This window comes from Kitasatospora sp. NPDC101176 (assembly GCF_044768035.1).
GTDB lineage: Bacteria > Actinomycetota > Actinomycetes > Streptomycetales > Streptomycetaceae > Kitasatospora.
On the sequence record NZ_JBIWPA010000012.1, the window covers coordinates 170,027 to 188,322 of the forward strand.

The 18,296-nt window shown below is 75.8% G+C and carries 16 protein-coding genes; 1 reads left to right on the plus strand and 15 read right to left on the minus strand.

The features are described from left to right. Nucleotides 1–142: 142 nt before the first annotated feature. From hypE to ACIRS1_RS19200, 15 genes are all read right to left on the minus strand, one after another. A complete protein-coding gene (hypE, locus tag ACIRS1_RS19130) occupies nucleotides 143–1,240 on the minus strand; it encodes a hydrogenase expression/formation protein HypE (RefSeq protein ID WP_402841126.1) in 1,098 nt (365 codons plus the stop codon). Then, a complete protein-coding gene (hypD, locus tag ACIRS1_RS19135; RefSeq protein ID WP_402841128.1) occupies nucleotides 1,233–2,357 on the minus strand; it encodes a hydrogenase formation protein HypD in 1,125 nt (374 codons plus the stop codon). The genes hypE and hypD overlap by 8 nt, the downstream gene beginning before the upstream one ends. After that, the gene (locus ACIRS1_RS19140; protein WP_360219977.1) at nucleotides 2,354–2,638 is read right to left on the minus strand and encodes a HypC/HybG/HupF family hydrogenase formation chaperone; all 285 of its coding nucleotides are present in this window, start codon (nucleotides 2,636–2,638) and stop codon (nucleotides 2,354–2,356) included. The genes hypD and ACIRS1_RS19140 overlap by 4 nt, the downstream gene beginning before the upstream one ends. A gap of 6 nt (nucleotides 2,639–2,644) precedes the next feature. Then, complete coding sequence (gene hypF, locus ACIRS1_RS19145) at nucleotides 2,645–4,963, minus strand: carbamoyltransferase HypF (protein ID WP_402841131.1); 2,319 nt, start codon at nucleotides 4,961–4,963, stop codon at nucleotides 2,645–2,647. Further along, nucleotides 4,960–5,793, minus strand: coding sequence for a hydrogenase nickel incorporation protein HypB (gene hypB, locus ACIRS1_RS19150; protein ID WP_402841134.1), 834 nt, complete (start codon nucleotides 5,791–5,793; stop codon nucleotides 4,960–4,962). The genes hypF and hypB overlap by 4 nt, the downstream gene beginning before the upstream one ends. Before the next feature lie 5 nt (nucleotides 5,794–5,798). Then, nucleotides 5,799–6,176, minus strand: a complete 378-nt coding sequence (hypA, locus tag ACIRS1_RS19155) for a hydrogenase maturation nickel metallochaperone HypA (protein ID WP_402841136.1) — start codon at nucleotides 6,174–6,176, stop codon at nucleotides 5,799–5,801. 222 nt (nucleotides 6,177–6,398) lie between these two features. Beyond that, nucleotides 6,399–6,503: a DUF6893 family small protein gene (locus tag ACIRS1_RS19160; RefSeq protein ID WP_387907690.1), complete on the minus strand. Its 105-nt coding sequence runs from the start codon at nucleotides 6,501–6,503 to the stop codon at nucleotides 6,399–6,401. Continuing rightward, nucleotides 6,497–7,003 carry a hydrogenase maturation protease gene (locus ACIRS1_RS19165; RefSeq protein ID WP_360219965.1) on the minus strand — a complete coding sequence of 169 codons (507 nt, stop codon included), beginning with the start codon at nucleotides 7,001–7,003 and terminating at the stop codon, nucleotides 6,497–6,499. Before ACIRS1_RS19165 ends, ACIRS1_RS19160 begins: the two co-directional genes overlap by 7 nt. Then, entirely contained in the window at nucleotides 7,000–8,391 is a 1,392-nt protein-coding gene (locus ACIRS1_RS19170) for a hypothetical protein (protein WP_402841140.1), read from the minus strand. Before ACIRS1_RS19170 ends, ACIRS1_RS19165 begins: the two co-directional genes overlap by 4 nt. Further along, complete coding sequence (locus tag ACIRS1_RS19175) at nucleotides 8,388–9,053, minus strand: DUF6084 family protein (protein ID WP_402841143.1); 666 nt, start codon at nucleotides 9,051–9,053, stop codon at nucleotides 8,388–8,390. The genes ACIRS1_RS19170 and ACIRS1_RS19175 overlap by 4 nt, the downstream gene beginning before the upstream one ends. After that, nucleotides 9,050–9,697: a DUF5947 family protein gene (locus tag ACIRS1_RS19180; protein WP_360219956.1), complete on the minus strand. Its 648-nt coding sequence runs from the start codon at nucleotides 9,695–9,697 to the stop codon at nucleotides 9,050–9,052. Before ACIRS1_RS19180 ends, ACIRS1_RS19175 begins: the two co-directional genes overlap by 4 nt. Then, nucleotides 9,694–10,161 carry a thioredoxin gene (locus ACIRS1_RS19185; protein WP_402841146.1) on the minus strand — a complete coding sequence of 156 codons (468 nt, stop codon included), beginning with the start codon at nucleotides 10,159–10,161 and terminating at the stop codon, nucleotides 9,694–9,696. The genes ACIRS1_RS19180 and ACIRS1_RS19185 overlap by 4 nt, the downstream gene beginning before the upstream one ends. After that, complete coding sequence (locus tag ACIRS1_RS19190; protein ID WP_387907697.1) at nucleotides 10,158–11,942, minus strand: nickel-dependent hydrogenase large subunit; 1,785 nt, start codon at nucleotides 11,940–11,942, stop codon at nucleotides 10,158–10,160. The genes ACIRS1_RS19185 and ACIRS1_RS19190 overlap by 4 nt, the downstream gene beginning before the upstream one ends. A gap of 85 nt (nucleotides 11,943–12,027) precedes the next feature. Continuing rightward, nucleotides 12,028–13,074, minus strand: a complete 1,047-nt coding sequence (locus tag ACIRS1_RS19195; protein WP_402841150.1) for a hydrogenase expression protein HypE — start codon at nucleotides 13,072–13,074, stop codon at nucleotides 12,028–12,030. Nucleotides 13,075–13,207: 133 nt separating this feature from the next. Then, the gene (locus ACIRS1_RS19200; RefSeq protein WP_402841153.1) at nucleotides 13,208–14,902 is read right to left on the minus strand and encodes a hydrogenase maturation protein; all 1,695 of its coding nucleotides are present in this window, start codon (nucleotides 14,900–14,902) and stop codon (nucleotides 13,208–13,210) included. Between the two features lie 181 nt (nucleotides 14,903–15,083). On the opposite strand from ACIRS1_RS19200, the gene ACIRS1_RS19205 reads away from it, so the two are divergent. Further along, on the plus strand, nucleotides 15,084–18,221 hold the full coding sequence (locus ACIRS1_RS19205; protein ID WP_402841156.1) for an ATP-binding protein: 3,138 nt from the start codon (nucleotides 15,084–15,086) through the stop codon (nucleotides 18,219–18,221). Nucleotides 18,222–18,296: the final 75 nt, after the last annotated feature.

The following is an 18,296-nucleotide window of genomic DNA, read 5'->3' on the forward strand; positions in this document are numbered from 1 at the left end:
CAGGTGGCCCCGGTGGGGGGGGCGGGGGCGGGGCCCGGACGGCCCCCCCCGGGGGCGGGGGCCGGGGCCCCCGCCCCCCCCCGGGGGGGGCCCGCCCCCCCCCCGGGGGGCGGCCCCGGCCGCCGTACGTCCCCCCGACGGGTCAGCAGATGCGCGGCAGCTGCTCGCCCATCGGGAGGTCGACCACGCGGGTGCCGCCGAACCCGGTGCGGGCCACGACCATGCCCGGGTGGTCGGTGACGCACTCGCCGATCACGGCGGCGCCGGCGCCGAGCGGGTGGGCGCGCATGGCGTCGAGGACGGCGTCGGCCTCCCGGCGCGGGACGAAGGCGACGAGCTTGCCCTCGTTGGCGACGTACATCGGGTCGAGGCCCAGCACGGCGCAGGCGTTGGCGACCTGCGGCGGCACGGGGACGGCCCGTTCGCTGATGACGACGCCGACCCCGGCCGCCGCGGCGATCTCGTTGAGCGCCGCGGCCAGCCCGCCCCGGGTGGGGTCGCGCAGGACGTGCAGGTCGGGGGTGACGGCCAGCATCGCCTCGACCAGTCCGCCCAGGGGCGCGCAGTCGCTCTGGACCTCGACCCCGAACTCGAGGCCCTCGCGGACGCTCATGATGGCCACCCCGTGCAGTCCGATCGCACCGCTGACGATCACCACGTCGCCCGGGGCGGCCCGTTGCGGCCGGATGTCCACCCCGGCCGGGACGAGCCCGATGCCGGCGGTGTTGAGGTAGATCCCGTCGCCGTGTCCGGACTCGACCACCTTGGTGTCCCCGGTGGCCACCTCGACCCCGGCGGCGCGTGCGGCGGCGCCGAGCGCCCTGGCGACCCGGTCGACGACCGCCATCTCCACGCCCTCCTCCAGGATGAACCCGCAGGACAGGTAGGCCGGCCGGGCCCCGCTCATGGCGAGGTCGTTGACGGTCCCGTTGACGGCGAGGTCGCCGATGCTGCCGCCGGGGAAGAACAGCGGGCGCACGACGTAGGAGTCGGTGGAGAAGGCGAGCCGGGCGCCGCCGAGTTCCAGGACGGCGGAGTCGCCGAGGCCGGCGAGGGCGGGCCCGCCGAACGCGGGCGCGAAGAGGTTCTCCACGAGTTCGGCGGACATCGCCCCGCCGCCGCCGTGTCCCATCACGACCCGGGGGTGGTCGCGCAGCGGCAGCGGGCAGCTCCAGCCGGAGAGGTCGGGGGCGGCCGCGGCCCGGGCGTCCGCCCCGGTGAGGGTCTCGGTGTCAGCCAACGGGGCTCGCCTCCTGGGGTGCGGCCGGCACGCCCAGGCGCCGGTAGAGGTAGTACGCGGCGCAGGCGCCCTCGCTGGAGACCATGGTGGCGCCGAGCGGGGTGCGCGGGGTGCAGGTGGTGCCGAAGGCCTCGCACTCGTGGGGTTTGAGCAGGCCCTGGAGCACCTCGCCGCTGCGGCACTGGGCGGGTTCGCGGGTGGTGATCCCGGAGACGTCGAAGCGGTGCTCGGCGTCGTGGTCGCGGTAGCGGGGGGAGAGCCGCCAGCCGCTCTGCGGGATGACGCCGATGCCCCGCCAGGCGCGGTCGGTCACCTCGAAGACGTCCTCGAGCATGGCCCGGGCCGCCGGGTTGCCCTCGGGCCGTACGGCGCGCGGGTAGGCGTTGTCGACGGTGTGCTCGCCGCGCTCCAGCTGCCGGACGGTGCGCCGGATGCCCTCCAGGATGTCGAGGGGTTCGAAGCCGGTGACGACGATGGGCACGCGGTGGCGTTCCGCCAGCGCCGGGTACTCGTCGGTGCCCATCACGCTGCAGACGTGTCCGGCGGCGAGGAATCCCTGCACCCGGCAGTCGGGCGAGTTCATGATCGCCTCGATCGCCGGGGGCACCCGGACGTGCGAGACGAGCATGCTGAAGTTGCGCAGCCCCTGCTTCCGGGCCACGTGGACGGCCATGGCGTTGGGCGGGGCGGTGGTCTCGAAGCCGATGCCGAAGAAGACGACCTCCCGGTCGGGGTTCTCCCGGGCGATCCGCAGCGCGTCCAGCGGTGAGTACACCACCCGGACGTCGCCGCCCTCGCCGCGCACCCGGAAGAGGTCGCGGTCGGTGCCGGGCACCCGGAGCATGTCGCCGAAGGAGCAGAAGACGACCTCGGGGCGGGCGGCGATGGCCAGCGCCCGGTCGATCACCTCCAGCGGGGTGACGCACACCGGGCAGCCCGGGCCATGGATCAACTCGACCTCCTCTGGCAGGAGTTGGTCGATGGCGTGCCGGATGATGCTGTGCGTCTGGCCGCCGCACACCTCCATCAGGGCCCACGGCCGGGTGACCGTGGCCCGGATGTCGGCGAGCAGGCCGGCCGCCAGCTCGGGGTTCTGGAACTCCTCCAGGTACTTCATCGCCCGGCCTCCTCCGCCGCTCCCGCCGCCTCCCAGGGGTCTCCGAACTCCTCCTGCAGCAGCCCGAGTTCCTCGAACAGCTGCAGGGTGCGCCGGGCCGACTCCTCGTCCAGGCGCTGCAGCGCGAAGCCGACGTGCACGATCGCGTACTCGCCGACCCCGAGGTCGGGCAGGTACTCCAGGCACACGTCCTTGACGACCCCGCCGAAGTCCATGACCGCCATCCTGGTCCCGTCGCGTTCCGAGACCTCCGTCACCCTGCCGGGCACCGCCAGGCACATCCGCACTCACTCCTCCCGGGCGGCCGCCGCGCGGGCGGCCACCATCAGCTGGCCGAGCGCCAGTCCTCCGTCGTTGGGCGGCACCCGGCGGTGCCGCAGTACGGTGAAGCCGTCCTCGCCGAGGCCGCGGGCGCAGGCCGAGGAGAGCAGCGCGTTGGCGAAGACGCCGCCGCTGAGCGCCACCGTGGTCGTGCCGTGCCGGTCGCGGACGGCCGCGCAGACCGTCCGCGCCAACCGGGCGACCGCGTCGTGGAAGCGCGCGGCCACCAGTCCGGCGGGCGCGCCGGCCCGGACGTCCGCCACCACCGCGGCCAGGACCGGTCCGGGGTCGGCGATCCAGCCCCCGGCCTCCGGCCGCAGCCCGAAGGCGTAGCCGGGCGCCGGGCCGAACTCCGCCGCCGCCGCCTCCAGTTCGATCGCCGCCTGGGCCTCGTACCCGGCCCGGTGGCAGATCCCCGCGAGCGAGGAGACCGCGTCGAACAGGCGGCCCATGCTGGAGGTCGGCACACAGTTCAGATTGCGCTCCAACTGCTTTTCGAGCAGATCGAGTTCCTTGCCCTGGCAGGCCTCCACCGGCGGCAGTCCGGCGCTCCGCGGCAGCCCGGCGGCGTACAGGTGCGCGAGCGCCGTCCGGTACGGGCGCTCGACCGCCGCGTCACCGCCGGGCAGCGGCACGTAGGCGAGGTGGGCCAGGCGTCGGAAGCCGGCGTAGTCGGCCAACAGCACCTCGCCGCCCCAGACCGCACCGTCCTCGCCGTAGCCGGTGCCGTCGAAGGCCAGGCCGAGGACGGGGCGCCGGCCGTCCAGGCCGTGCTCGGCCATCACCGCGGCGATGTGGGCGTGGTGGTGCTGCACCCGCCGGACGGGCCGGCCGGCGGCGACGCGTCCGGCGTGCCGCACCGAGCGGTACCCCGGGTGCCGGTCGGTGACCAGCAGCTCGGGCCGCACTCCGCTGACCGTTCCGAGCTGGGCGACGGCGCGGTCGAAGGCGCGCAGGGTGGCCAGGTCGTCCATGTCCCCGATGTGGCCGGAGAGCCAGGCGTAGCCGTCGCGGGCGAGGGCGAAGACGTTCTTGAGGTCGCCGCCGACGGCCAGGGCCGGACGGACCGGCACCGGCAGCGGGATCGGCAGCGGCGCGTACCCGCGGGAGCGGCGCAGCGGCAGCAGCTCACCGTCGACGACCCGCACCACCGAGTCCTCGCAGGGGACGTGGATCGGCCGGTCGTGGGTGAGCCAGCCGTCGACGAGCGGGGCGAGGTCGGTCAGCGCCCGTCCGTCGTCGGTGACGATGGGCTCGCCGGAGAGGTTGGCGCTGGTCATCACCAGGAGGTCCGGTCCGGGCGGGGCGAGCAGCAGGTGGTGCAGCGGCGTGTAGGGGAGCATCACCCCGAGGTCCGGGCTGCCCGGGGCGACCGCCGCGAGGCCGGGCAGCGGTGTGCCGACGCGGCGCAGCAGCACGATCGGCCGCACCGGCCCGGTGAGCAGCTCGCGTTCGACCGGGTGGAGCGGCAGCAGGCGCTCGACGGTGGCGAGGTCGCGGGCCATCAGGGCGAACGGCTTGTCGCCGCGTCGCTTGCGCCGCCGCAGCAGGGCGACGGCCTCGGCGTCGCGCGCGTCGCAGGCCAGGTGGTAGCCGCCGATCCCCTTGACGGCGAGGACGGCCCCGGCGCCGAGCAGCCGGCGCGCCCCGCCGAGCGCCTCCTCCCCGGTCAGGTCGTCGCTCCCGGGCACGGTGAGCGTGAGCCGGGGGCCGCAGGCGTGGCAGGCCACCGGCTGGGCGTGGAAGCGGCGGTCGGCGGGGTCGGTGTACTCCCGGGCGCAGTCGGGGCACATCGGGAAGCCGGCCATGGTGGTGCTGGCCCGGTCGTAGGGCAGGCCGGTGACGATGGTGTGGCGGGGCCCGCAGTTGGTGCAGCTGATGAACGGGTGCCGGTGGCGGCGGTCGGCCGGGTCGGCGAGTTCGGCCAGGCAGTCGGCGCAGACGGCCACGTCGGGCGGGATGAGGGTGCTGCTGGGGCCGTCGGTGCGGGACGGGACGATGGCGAAGCCGGTGGCGCCGGTGGCGGCCAGCGGCGCGGACTCCACCGAGGAGACCTGGGCCAGCGGCGGCGCGTCGCTGGCCACCCGCCGGCAGAAGGCGTCGAGGGCCGCGGGGCTGCCCTCGACCTCGGCCAGGACGCCCTCACCGGTGTTGGTGACGCTGCCGGCCAGGCCGAGCTCCCCGGCCAGGGTGAAGACGAAGGGCCGGAAGCCGACGCCCTGCACCAGGCCCCGGACGGCGACCCGCCGCCGCTCGGGGCCGAGCTCCCGGTGACCGGTCGTCACGCGCTCTCCCGCACCGCGGCGGTCGGGTCCCGGCGCTCCCCGTCCTCGCCCTGGTGCGGATGCCCGTGGTCGTGCGGGTGCCCATGGCCGTGCGCATGCCCGTGGCCGTGCGGGTGCGCATGCCCGTGCCCGGATCCGGCGTGGTCGGCCGCCATCACCGGCCGGTGCGGCACGGCCCCGTCCAGGACGGCCAGCGCCCGGTCCAGCAGCACACCGACGCCCTGGCCGCGCCGGGCCGAGGTGAGGACGACCTCCACCCCGGGGTTGACCCGGGTGACGTTCGCCCGGAACGCCGCCTCGTCGAACTCGGCCGCGGCGGCGAGGTCGGCCTTGGTCACCAGCACCAGGTTGGCCAGCCCGAACGCGGTCGGGTACTTGAGCGGCTTGTCCTCGCCCTCGGTCACCGAGGCGAGCGCCACCCGCAGCGATTCCCCGAGGTCGTAGGAGGCCGGGCAGACCAGGTTGCCGACGTTCTCCACGAAGAGCAGCCGGGTGTCGTCCGGCAGCCAGTCGGCGAGGTGCCCGGCGAGCATCTCCGCCTCCAGGTGGCAGAGCCCGTCGGTGAGCACCTGCTTCACCAGCGCGCCCGAACGGGCCAGCCGCAGCGCGTCGTTCTCGGTGGCGAGGTCGGCGGTGAGCGCGGCCACCGGCACCCCGCGCCGCCGGGCCAGGCCCAGTTCGGCCTCCAGCAGCGCGGTCTTGCCGCTGCCGGGGCTGGACATCAGGTTCACCGCGACCGTGCCGCGCGCGGCCAGGGCCGCCCGCAGCTCCCGTGCGCTGCCGTCGTTGCGGGCGAGGACCGCCTGACGGAGGTCGACCGTGCGGCACATCGGCATCAGCCTTTCTGATCGGCCTGGACGCCGGGGCGCTCGGCCCACTCGACGTCGAGGATCTGCAGCTCGCGCCCGGTCAGCAGCTCGACGCTGCCGCCGGCGCAGTTCGGGCAGCCGAGGTCCGGCGGCATGCCGACGGGCCACTCGACCGCGCAGGGCGTGCAGCGGGCGCGGGCCGCCACGGACTCGGTCTGCAGCACGGCGCCCGCCACCAGCGTTCCGGCGCAGGCCAGTTCGAAGCAGAAGTCGAGCGCCTGCGGGACGACGCCGGCCAGTTCGCCGACCTGCAGCCGCACCCGCGCCACGCCGGGCGCCCCGTGGTCGCGCGCGGCCGCGTCCACCTGTTCGACCACGGCGGCGGCGATCGACATCTCGTGCATGGGTCCCTTCCCACAGCCGGTGGCGGCGCGCGCCGACGGGCGGCGGCCCCGGCACGACGACGGGCCCCATGACAGGGCTGCGACGACGGGCCCCATTACAGGGCGCGGTGGCGGTCCCGGCCCGAAGCCGCGCCGCCACCGCGGCCGGGGCTGCACCGTTCGCAGCAATCCGCGCCCGGCGGCCGCCCGCCGGGCCCGTCCGGCAAGGCCTGCCGGCGGGTGCTACATCCGCGAGATGCGCAGGTAGCGCTTGAGGTCGGGCAGGCTCTGCCAGACCAGCACGCCGATGCCGGCCAGCAGGCCCGCGCAGAACAGTCTTCTCAGCATGGTGTCGTCTCCCTCTCCGGTTGCGTGGCCTCGTCCAGGACCCGCAGGATCACGTGGACCGCCTCCTCGACGGCGGCGGTGACGGGGGCGCTCAGCCCGATGCCCTCCTCGAGCGACGCCGGCTCGCAGCCGACCACCAGCACCCGCCCGGGCGGTTCGCCACCGGTGCCGGCGGCGAGGGTGGCCAGCAGGCCGAGCACGGCGTCCGGCCCCATCCGGTGCCCGTCCAGGACCGGTACCTCCAGCGGCTCGGCGGCCGCCTCGATGAGGTAGACGGTGCCCGGCGGGCCGCCCCGGCAGGTGGCGTCGACCAGCACCGCGGTGCGGTACCCGTCGAGCAGCCGGTACGCCAGGTCGACCCCGCGCACGCCGACGTCGACCACCTCGACGCCCGGCGGCACCGGGTGGGCGGCGAGCCGGCGGACGGCCTCCACCCCGAACCCGTCGTCGCCGAGGAAGACGTTGCCCACGCCGGCGACCAGCACCGTCGCGCCGCTCACGGCTCCACCACCGGGGCGGGGCCGTCCAGCGGGGTGACCTCGTCGGGCTGGAAGTAGCGGAACCGCCCCTGCGCGCGCCACAGGTCCGCGCCCGGGTCGTCGTCCACCGTGACGGCCAGGTGCACCGACCCGTCGACGTCGTGCAGCACGGCCTCCACGACGGCGCTGCGCCCGTGCAGGAAGAGGTCCTGGGCGTCGGTGCGCCGCCGCCCGGGCCGCAGCACCACCCGGCTGCCGGCGCCGACCGGCGTGCCGTCGACCATGACGCGGTCCTGCTCGGGGTCGACGTGCGGGTCGTTGCCCGGGTCCCACCAGGGCTGCTCGCCCGCGGCGGATCCGCCGGTGACCTCGCGCAGCCCGCGCACGGCGCCGTGCAGCCGCTCCAGCACCTCGGGCGGCATGGACTCCGCCAGGTCGATCACGGCGCCGGCCCGCTCGTCGGTGCCGCGGGCCTCGCGCTTCTCCTGGTCGGTGAGGGCCGCGGTCCGCAGGGCCAGGATCTCGTCGATCTCGGTGGCGTCGTAGAGGGTGCCGAGGCTCTCCGGGGCGATCTGCGGGTGGTCCTCGAGGATGATCGGCGAGGAGAGCAGCACCCGGCGCCCGCCGTCCGGCCCGGCCAGCACCGGCCAGGTGTGCTCGTTGCGGCACTTCTCGACGGCCGGGCGGGCCCACTCGGGCGGGTCGGTGACGGACAGGAAGCTGCCGTGCTCCAGCCCGAGCAGCAGGTGGGCGGAGACCAGCGAGCGGGGCAGCGCCTCCTCGCGGTCGGCGCCGCGGGGCGGCGTCCAGTCGGAGGTGTTCTCCACCACGACGGTCAGCCGCAGCGCCCGGAACGGCCCGGGCAGCTCCTCGGCGGTCACCCGGAGCAGGCCGTCGACCTGTTCGCGGCGGCGGGCCAGCCGGCCGATGGCGGTGCCGTTCTCGCGCACCAGCTCCAGTGCCGCGGTGGCCGGTAGCCGGAACGGTCGCATCACCCCCTGCCCGGTCAACTCCTTGACTTCGAGGAGGAGTTCGACCTTCTCCTCGACGCCCTCGTCCCAGGGGACGAGCACCCGGTCGGCCAGTTCGAGGCGTTCCACCGGCTCGAAGCCGCCGATGGCGGCGGTCTGTTCGACGGTGCGGCGCTGGGCCCGTAGGAAGCGCAGTTCGACCGCCAGCCGGTCGTCGTCCCCGCGCGGCTCCAGCAGGCACTCGGTGCGCTGGTGGGAGTGCTCGCCGCCGCGCGCGCCGTACTCGGGCGGGACGAGCACGCCGAACTGCCAGCGCAGCCGGTTCTTGGCGGCCGAGGCGCGGTACGGGTAGAGCACGTAGCCCTCGAGCAGCACCGCGTCGGCGATCTGCCGGGCGGTCGCGAAGCCCTGCTCGATCCCGCTCGGGAAGGCGCTCACCGGACTCCCTCCTTCACGATGTCGTCGACGGCCGTCCCCCCGGCCGCGGTGAGCAGCTCGCGTACCGTCGCCTCCCAGGAGGGCAGGGCCCGTCGGGAGCGGTACGCGAGCAGGGCGTCCATCAGGTCGTTCGGCAGCCGCAGCCAGCCGCAGCCGGGGAAGTGCTGGTCGACGGCCTCGCGCCAGACCCTCACCGGCATCCGGACGGAGGCCTCCCGGTCCCAGGGCACCGGGGTGACCTGGAAGCCGCCGGGGCCGCTGAAGGCGGTGCCGGAGAAGAGCAGCAGCAGCGGCACCTCGCCGCCGTCCAGGGCCCGGAAGTAGCGGGCGGAGGCGACCTCCAGGTCGTAGCTGCACGGGACGGGCAGGTCGACCTCGGTCTCCTCGGTGAAGCCGGGGACCATCAGCGGCACGGTGGCGAGCTGGATCGGGTTGAGCGTGGTCGCCCAGCGCTCCCGCTCGCCGAACAGGTCGGCGAGCCGCTCGCCCTCCGCCTCGCCGTACGGCCGGCGTCCGGGTTCGATGCGCAGCTGGCAGCGCAGCGCGAGGGCGTGCACCCGGGTGCCGGGGGCGGCGGTGATCCGCAGCCGGAACACCAGGGTCGGCACGGCCGCGTACGGGTCGGAGCGCACCGCGGTGCAGCCGAAACCGAGGGCGCTCACGCCGTCACCTCCGCGGGCAGCGGGCGGGCCCGGGCGGCCAGCCGCGCGAAGAAGGCGTCGAGTTCGGCGCGGGCCTCCGGTCCGCCGTCGAAGCCGTGCCAGCACCGGCGCAGCCGGCCGACGAGCTCGTAGCAGGCGTCGATCGGCACCAGCAGGCAGCTGACCCGGTCGGCCTCGCGGTGCAGCAGCAGCGCCTCGACGTCCGGTGCCAGGGCGGCCGCCAGCCGGCTGCTGCCGAGGGCGGCGCTCCAGGCCTCCTCGGTCAGTTCGCTCTCGGTGGCGCCGGCCGGCCCGGGGTAGCAGGCGACCGGCCGGCCCAGCGCGGTGTTGCGGAACAGGAACGCGGTGCCGACCGGGATCCCCAGCGCCGTCCAGGCCCGCTCGTCCAGCCGGGTGTCCGGGTCGCTGAGGTGGCGGTCCGGCACCGCGAGGTAGCGCCCGGCGGCGGCGCCCGGCTGCTGGAACAGCAGGCCGCAGGCGGTGCAGGCGCAGGTCAGCGCGCGCTGTTCGGTGTCCACCAGGTGGCGGTGGCCGGGTGGCAGGCCCTGGCCGCAGAACCCGCACCGCTCGGGCAGCGGCGGGGCCGGCTCGCGCAGCCGGCGCAGCAGGGCGCTGCCGGCCCGGGGCAGCGGTCGGCCTGTCATCGGGCCTCCGCGGCCAGCGGCGGCCGGGTGCCGATCTGCAGCAGCTGCGGGGCCCGTTCCAGCTCCAGGGACGTCACCTCGGGGGCGTGGCAGGCGAGCGCGGCCTCCACCTCGGCCTCGCCGCAGCCGCAGCCGGAGGCGGTCCGGCGCAGCCGCAGCGTGCCGGCGGCCGGCTCGAACCCGAGCACCTCGAGGGGTTCGGGCAGGGAGTCGAGCGCCCGGCGGATCCGGGTGTCCACGTCCTCGGGGTGCAGCTCGTGCAGGATCAGCAGCCCGGCCACCGCCGGGTCGTCCAGCAGCCGGGACAGGGCGGGCGGGGGCAGTTCGGGGACGAGCCGGGCCAGGCCCTCGCCGTAGAACTCCATCAGCTCGCGGACCAGCTGCTCGGCCGCCTGTTCGGCGCCGCTGCCGGCCAGCGCGTCCAGGGCCTCCTGGATCCGCAGCCCGGTCTGCTCGGCCGTCACGCGGTCAGCCCGCTCAGGCCGGTGGGCACGTGCATGGTCTGCAGGGTGCGCCCGTTGCCGACGTACATGTGCACGCCGCAGGGCAGACAGGGGTCGAAGCTGCGTACGGCGCGCATGATGTCGATGCCCTTGAAGTTCTCCGGGCTGTTCTCCTCGAAGATCGGGGTGTTCTGCACCGCGTCCTCGTACGGGCCGGGGGTGCCGAAGCTGTCGCGGACGCTGGCGTTCCACGGGGTCGGCGGGTAGGGGTGGTAGTTGGCGATCTTGCCGTCGCGGATCACCATGTGGTGCGAGAGCACGCCGCGCACGGCCTCGGTGAAGCCGCAGCCGATCGACTCGTCCGGCACCTCGAAGCGCTCCCAGGTCTGGCTGCGTCCGGCCCGGACCTCGGCCAGCGCCTTCTCGGCGAAGTGCAGGGCGGCGGCGGCCGCGTAGGCCTGGAAGTAGGTGCGGGCGCGGTTGCGCTCGATGGCGTTGCTCCACTGCGGGATCTTCCACTCGAAGGTGGTCTCCGGCTTGGTCATGGAGCGGGGGAGGTTGATCACCACGCTGTGCCCGGTGGCCTTGACGTAGCCGATGTCGACCAGGCCGGAGAGCGCGGTGGACCACAGCCGGGCGATCGGGCCGCCGCCGGTGTCCAGGGCGAGGTAGTCGGTGCCGTCGAACCAGCGGGGGGACATCACCCAGCTGTACTTGTCGTCGAAGTTCCGCTTCTGCGGCTGGGGGATGGTGTGCTGGTTCCACGGGTGCCGGGGGTCGACCGGGTTGCCCAGCGGGTCGTGGGTGACGAAGAGCTCCTTGCCCTGCCAGTCCTCGTAGTAGGAGCTGCCGAGCAGGATCCGGATGCCGAGGTTGATCTGGGTCAGGTCGTTGGTGACGAGCTTGCCGTCGACGACCACGCCGGGGGTGACGAACATCCGGCGCCCCCAGTCCGTCATGTTCCGGTACGTGAAGTCGCAGTGGTCCGGGTCGTTGAGGCTGCCCCAGCAGCCGAGCAGGACCCGCCGCCGGCCGACCTCCTCGTAGCCGGGCAACGCCTGGTAGAAGAAGTCGAAGAGGTCGTCGTGCAGCGGCACGACCTTCTTCATGAACTCCACGTAGCGCATCAGCCGGGTGAGGTAGTCGGTGAACAGCTGCACCGTCGCCACCGTGCCGACGCCGCCCGGGTAGAGCGTGGAGGGGTGCACGTGGCGGCCCTCCATCAGGCAGAACATCTCCCGGGTGTACCGGCTGACCTGCAGCGCCTCGCGGTAGAACTCGCCCTCGATCGGGTTGAGCGAGCGCATGATGTCGGCGATGGTCTTGTACCCGTGGTCGCCGGCGTGCGGCGCCTCGGTGCGTTCGGCGAGCTCCAGCACGCCGGGGTTGGTCTCGCGGACCATCTTCTCGCAGTAGTCGACCCCGACCAGGTTCTCCTGGAAGATGTTGTGGTCGAACATGTACTCGGCGGCCTCGCCGAGGTTGATGATCCACTCGCCGAGGTGCGGGGGCTTCACGCCGTACGCCATGTTCTGGGCGTAGACCGAGCAGGTGGCGTGGTTGTCGCCGCAGATCCCGCAGATCCGGCTGGTGATGAAGTGCGCGTCGCGCGGGTCCTTGCCGCGCATGAAGACGCTGTAGCCGCGGAAGACGGAGGAGGTGCTGTAGCACTCCGCGACCCGCTTCTGCTTGAAGTCGATCTTGGTGTGGATGCCCAGGCTGCCCACGATCCGGGTGATCGGGTCCCAGGACATCTCGGTCAGGCCGCTGCCGTCGCCGGCCGCCTTGGTCGTCGGTGCCATCGTGTGTGTGGTGCCCTTCTCTGCGAGCGGGGGAGGTGGTCGGCGGCGACGGGCCGCACGCCCGCGGGCGTGCGGCCCCCGGGCGTCACCAGGGCGGTCGGTAACCGGTGGTCAGCCGATTGCCCCGGTGCCGCCACTTCGGCTCCTTGTCGACGGTCTTCTGGGTGATCTCGCGCAGCCGGCGGATGACGGCCCCGTAGGCGGAGCTGGCGCCGGTGGAGACCCGCGAACCGGGCGGCGGGTCCATGAACGGCATGAACTTGTCCGGGAAGCCCGGCATCGTGCAGGCGATGCAGATGCCGCCCACGTTCGGGCAGCCGCCCACGCCGTTGATCCAGCCGCGCTTGGTGACGTTGCACTTGACGACCGGGCCCCAACAGCCGAGCCGCACCAGGCACTCGGGCGTGCCGTAGTCGGTGGCGAACTGGCCCTGCTCGTAGTAGCCGCCGCGGTCGCAGCCCTCGTGGACGGTGGCGCCGAACAGCCAGGTCGGCCGCAGCTTGTCGTCCAGCGGGATCATCGGCGCGGAGCCGGCCAGCTGGTACAGCAGGTAGGTGAGCGTCTCGGAGAAGTTGTCGGGCTGGATCGGACAGCCCGGCACGCAGACGATCGGCAGACCGGCCTTGGACTTCCAGTCCCAGCCGAGGTAGTCCGGCACGCCCATGGCGCCGGTCGGGTTGCCGGCCATCGCGTGGATGCCGCCGTACGTGGCGCAGGTGCCGATCGCCACCACGCCGGTCGCCTTGGGGGCGAGGCGGTCCAGCCACTCACTGGTGGTGATGGGCTGGCCGGTCGCGGGGTCGTCGCCGAACCCGCACCAGTATCCCTCCTTCTTGATCTTCTCGTTGGGGATCGACCCCTCGACGACCAGGACGAACGGGTCCAGCTCGCCGCGGTCGGCCTTGAAGAACCACTCGACGAAGTTGTCGGCGCCCTGGACGGGTCCGCACTCGAAGTCGATCAGCGGCCAGTGCACCGCGATCCTGGGCAGGCCGGGGAGCGCGCCGGTGACGATCTCCTCGATGCTCGGCTGCATCGCGGCGGTCAGCGAGACGGAGTCGCCGTCACAGCTGAGACCGGCGTTGATCCAGAGAATGTGCACCACGTCGGTGTCGGTACTTGCAGCACCCATGAGGATGCCTCCTCGGGGATGGGAGCCGGAGGAAATGGCTCGAAGCCAGTCATAGCAACGGTTCGCGGCGCCCGCCGGTCCGCACGGCCGGGAGGAGTGCCCCGCGGGCGCAAGCCGGCCGGGGCCGTTCGGGTCACCGTGGCGCCGCGGACCGGGCCGTCGCGGGCCGCTTGCGGACGAACGCGGACCGCAGCGCGTGGTACGGCTCTTCGGGGGAGAAGAACTGCTGCCGCATCACCGCCAGCTCCTCCTCCCGGTACGCGGCGAGCGGCCTGGCCAGCTCGTCGTGCTCGCGGGCGGCCTTCTTGGCGGCGATCCGCTGCTGGGCGGTCGGCGAAGCCGCGAGCAGCCCGGCCAGCCGGGCCGCGGCCGGCCCGAACTCCTGCGGCCCGCAGGGCAGCACCCGGTCGACCAGGCCGATCCGCTGCGCCGTCGCCGACGACAGCGGCAGCGCCTGCGCCGTCAGCCGCTCCGCCTCGGCCGCCCCGACCCGGCGCGGCAGCGAGTACGTCCAGTACTCCGAGCCGTACAGGCCCATCAGCCGGTAGTGCGGGTTGAGCACCGCGCCCCGGCGGCACCAGACCTCGTCCGCGGCGAGCGCCAGCATCACCCCGCCGGCCGCCGCGTTCCCGCCCAGCGCCGCGACCACCAGCCGGTCGGTGGTGGTGAGCACCTCGGCGACGAGGTCGTCCATCGCCGTGATGTTCGCCCAGGACTCGCCCGCCGGATCCGGCGCCGCCTCGATCACGTTCAGGTGGATGCCGTTGGAGAAGAAGTCCCGCCCGCCGCCGAGCACCACGACCGAGGTCGGCCGGCCCAGCGCGAAGCGGTAGGCCGACAGCAGCCGCCGGCACTGCTCCGTGGACATCGCGCCGCCCGGGAAGGAGAACTGCAGGAAGCCGACCGGGCCCTCCTCGCGGTAGTGGACGTCCGCCCACTCCGGGCGCCCGTCCTCCGCCGGCATCAGCGGCGCCGAGAACTCCGGCACCCGGGGCAGCAACGGGCCCAGCGCCGTGACCGCCGGCAGCCGGAAGGTCTCCGGGCCGCCCGGGGCGCGGCGCCGGCGCAGCTCGGGGATCCACACCGCGCCGTCCGAGGTCGCCCGGCAGACCGCGCCGTCCCGGGTGGCCAGCACGTCACCCGGGCGGCCGCGCAGGCCCGGCTCGGGGTGCCCGCCGTGCAGGTACCACTCGCCGCCGCAGAACGCGTCCAGCACACCGGGCTGGGAGTCGGCCGCGTGCAGACGGCGCAGCACCTCCTCGGTGGAGTGGCCGGCCCAGTCGATCCGCCGCTCCTCCTGGCGCAGGAACGGGCGGGTGCGCACCGCCACCCGCCAGTCCGGGCCGTGCTGCGGACGCGGCGCGTAGTCGCCGGAGGCGAGGCGCTCGACGGCGAGCAGGACCGCGCGCACGGCCGCGTCGGAGACCTCGTTGCGGTAGAGGTCGCCCTTGCCGAGACCGGGCACGAGGCGGCACGGCGCCCAGGCCCAGACCGGCCCGGCGTCCATCTCCTCCTCCGCCTGCAACACCGTCACGCCCCACTCGCTGACGCCCTCCTGGACGGCCCGGTCGAGCGAGGAGGGGCCGCGGTCGCCCGGTGGACCGGGATGGACCACCAGGCAGGGCACCGCCGACCAGACGTCCCGGGGGATCGCGCTGCGCAGCATCGGCGCCAGCACGCAGTCCGGCTCCAGACGGCGCACGTCCTCCCGCAGCGCGGCGTCGTCCCCGGCCAGCCGGACCTCCACGGTGTGCCGCAGGTCGCGCAGCTCGGCGTGAACCCGCTGGCTGAGGCTGTTGAACGCGCTGGCGAGGAGCAGGATCCGCATGCCGGCCTCCGGCGGTGTGGGCGTCCGGGAACCCGGCGATCATCGCCCCGCCACCGGCGCCCCCCGGACCCACCCGCCCCGCCGCGCCGTCCGTTCACCCGGCCGGACGCCCGACTCACCGGCCGGCCCGGCGGAGCGGTGGCTACCCTCGAAGCGGAGGACCGAGCAGACGGGTGGTGCCGTGGCCGCGAGTTACCCGTTCGTGGGGCGCGAGGACGTGCTGGGGGAGCTCCGCGACGCGCTGACGCGGGCGGCGGCCGGCCGCGGCGGGCTGGTCGTCCTGACCGGGGCGGCCGGCGTCGGGAAGACCCGGACCGCGGAGGAGGCCACCGGGCACGCCGAGGGCTTCCGGGTGCTCTGGACGTGGTGCCCGCCCGACACCGCCGGTCGCGCCTTCCGGCCCTGGTCGCGGGTGGTGGGCGAGCTGGCCGCCGACGACGTGGGGTGCGGGCGCCTCACGGCCGCCTCGCCACCGCTGCGGGCCCTGCAGGCCGGCGCCGCACCGGAGGACCCGGCGGGGGCCCCGTCCGCCACCGATCCGGAGGCGGCCCGGCTGCGGCTCGCCGGGGACCTCGCCCGGCTGCTGGCGACGGCCGCCCGGAGCCGGCCGCTGCTGCTGGTCCTCGACGACGTGCACGCGGCCGACGCCTCCTCGCTGCGCCTGCTGCTGGACGTGGCCGACGCGGCGCGCACCGCCCCGCTCCTGCTGCTCACCACCGCCCGTGACGACGACCCGGCCTGGCAGGACCGCGGCTGGGCGCGCGCCCAGCTGCTGCGCCGTGGCCGCAGCCTGCCACTGGGGCCGCTGCGCGATGCGGACGTGGCCGGCCTGGTCGAGGCCGCCACGGGCCGCCGACCCGCCCCCGCGGCGTTGCGGGAGCTCGTGCGGCGCACCGGTGGTGAGGCCTTCTTCGTCACGGAGCTCGTGCGCGCCCGCGGCCCCGGAGCCGGCGGGGGTCCGGACGCCGACCGGTTCGACCCCGGGCCGCCCGTGGTCGGCGTGCGGATCGCCGTCCAGGCCCGGATCGCCGAGCTGTCGCCGCCCGCCGCCCGGCTGCTCCGGCTCGCCTCCGTACTCGGCAGCCCGTTCCGGCCGGACGTGCTGGCGGAGGCCGCCGCGGTGCCGCTCGCGGCGGTGCGGGCCGCCCTCGACGAGGCCGCCGGGGCCGGGCTGCTGGCCGAGCTCACGGCCGACGGCGGCACCTTCCGGCACGACCTGCTGCGCGAGGCCGTGTACGGCACGCTGAGCCCCGGCGAGCGCACCGGCCTGCACGCCGCGGTGGGCGCCGTCCTCGCCGGGCACTGCCGGCGGGGCAGGGACACCGGGCCGGCCGAGGCCGCGCACCACCTGCGGCTGGCCGGCCCCGGACACGCGGCCGAGGCGGCCCGGTACGCGCGGTCGGCCGCCGAGCAGGCCGAGGCCCTGGGCGCGTACGAGGAGGCGGCCCGCTGGTACCGGGCCGCCGCCGGGGCCGCGGACGGCGCGGAGCTCGTCGAGGTGCTGCTCGGGCTCGGCGGGGCCGAACTGGGCAGCGGGGAGCCGGCGGCCGCCCGCGCCGCACTGCTGCGGGCCGCCGCGCTCGCCGGCCCGGCCGGCCGCCCCGACCTGCTGGCCCGGGCGGCCCTCGGGCTCGGCACCGGCCCGGTCGGCTTCGAGGTCGACCTCGCCGACCAGGAGCAGCAGGAGCTGCTCGCCGAGGCCCGCACCGCCCTCGCGGCCCGTCCCGACCAGGAAGGCCTGCGCGCCTGCGTCACCGCCCGGCTCTCCCTCGCCACCGCCCTGGTCGAACCGGAGCAGCACCGGCTCGCCCTCGCCGAGGAGGCCGTCCGCACCGCCCGCCGGCTCGACGACCCCGCCGTCCTCGGGCCCGCGCTCGCCGCCCGCTGCGACGCCGCGCCCGGGCCCGACCGCTGCCGGGACCGGCTCGACTGGTCCGCCGGGATCGTCGCCGCCGCCCGGGCCCGCCACGACCCGGTGCTGGAACTCCTCGGCCGCCGGCTGCGGCTGGTCGCCCTGATGGAGACCGGCGACTTCGCCGCGGCCGACGCCGAGGCCGACCGGTTCGACTCCGTCGTGCGCCCGCTGCGCCGCCCGCTGTACGCCTGGTACGTGCCGCTGTGGCGCGGCGCCCGGGCCCTCATGGAGGGCCGGTACGCGGACTGCGCCGCCGCCGTCGAGGAGGTGGCGGAGCTGGGGCGGCGGGCCGGCAGCGGCAACGCCGCGCTGCTCGCCGCCACCCAGCGCTGGTGCCTGGCCGCCCAGGGCGGCGACCTCGACGGGCTGCGCGGCAGCCGCGTGGACGCCACCGTGCTGGAGCAGCACTCCGGCGTCTGGCCCCGCGTCACCCTCGCCCTGATCGCCGCCCAGCTCGGCGACCGGGAGGAGGCCGGGCGCCGGCTGACGGCGGTCGCCCCCCGGATCGGCGGGGCGCCCCGGGACAGCGAGTGGCTGCCGATGCTGGCCCAGGCCGCCGAGACCGTCGGCCTCATCGGCGGGCACCCGGCGGCGGACACCCTGTACCGGCTGCTCGCCCCGTACGCCGAGCTGTTCGCGGTGGAGGGCATCGGCGCGGCCGTCCGCGGTCCCGTCCACCGCCACCTGGCGCTGCTCGCGGCGGCCGGCGGCGACGCCGCCCGGGCCCGCTCGCACCGGGAACGGGCGCTGCGGGCGGCCGGGGCGGCGGGCGCGGTGGCACTGGCGGAGCGGATCGCCGAGGAGACCAGGCCCGGGCCCGCCGCGCTCCCGCCCCCGGCCGGCCGGGACGGCGCGGTCTTCCGGCGAGAGGGCCCGCTCTGGCACCTGGCCTACGCCGGCCGTGACACCCGGCTGCCCGACAGCAAGGGCCTGCACGACCTCGCCGTCCTGCTCGCCCGGCCCGGTACGCCCGTGCCCGCCGTGGAACTGGCCGCCGCGCCCGCCGCCGCCCCCGGGCCGGCCGAGGGCCTGCACCCCGAGGGCGACACCGGCGAACTCCTCGACGCCACCGCCCGCTCCGCCTACCGGCGTCGCCTGCAGGAGCTGGCGGCCGAGGCCGAGGAGGCCGACGCCGCGGCCGACCCGCACCGCTCCGAGCGGATCGCCGTCGAGCGCGACGCGCTGGTCGCCCAGCTCTCGGCCGCCTACGGGCTCGGCGGCCGGGTCCGCCGCACCGGCTCGCCCGCCGAGCGCGCCCGCACCGCCGTCACCGCCCGGATCCGTGCCGCCGTCCGCCGGATCGCCGCCGACCACCCCGAACTGGGCCGGCACCTGGACACCGCCGTGCGCACCGGCACGCTCTGCGTCTACGCCCCGGAGGACCCGCCCGACTGGCGGCTGTGACCGCGCACCGGCCGGAGCGCACCGGCCGGAGCGTGCCGGAACACCGGCGTGCACCACCGCCGTGCCGCCGTGCCG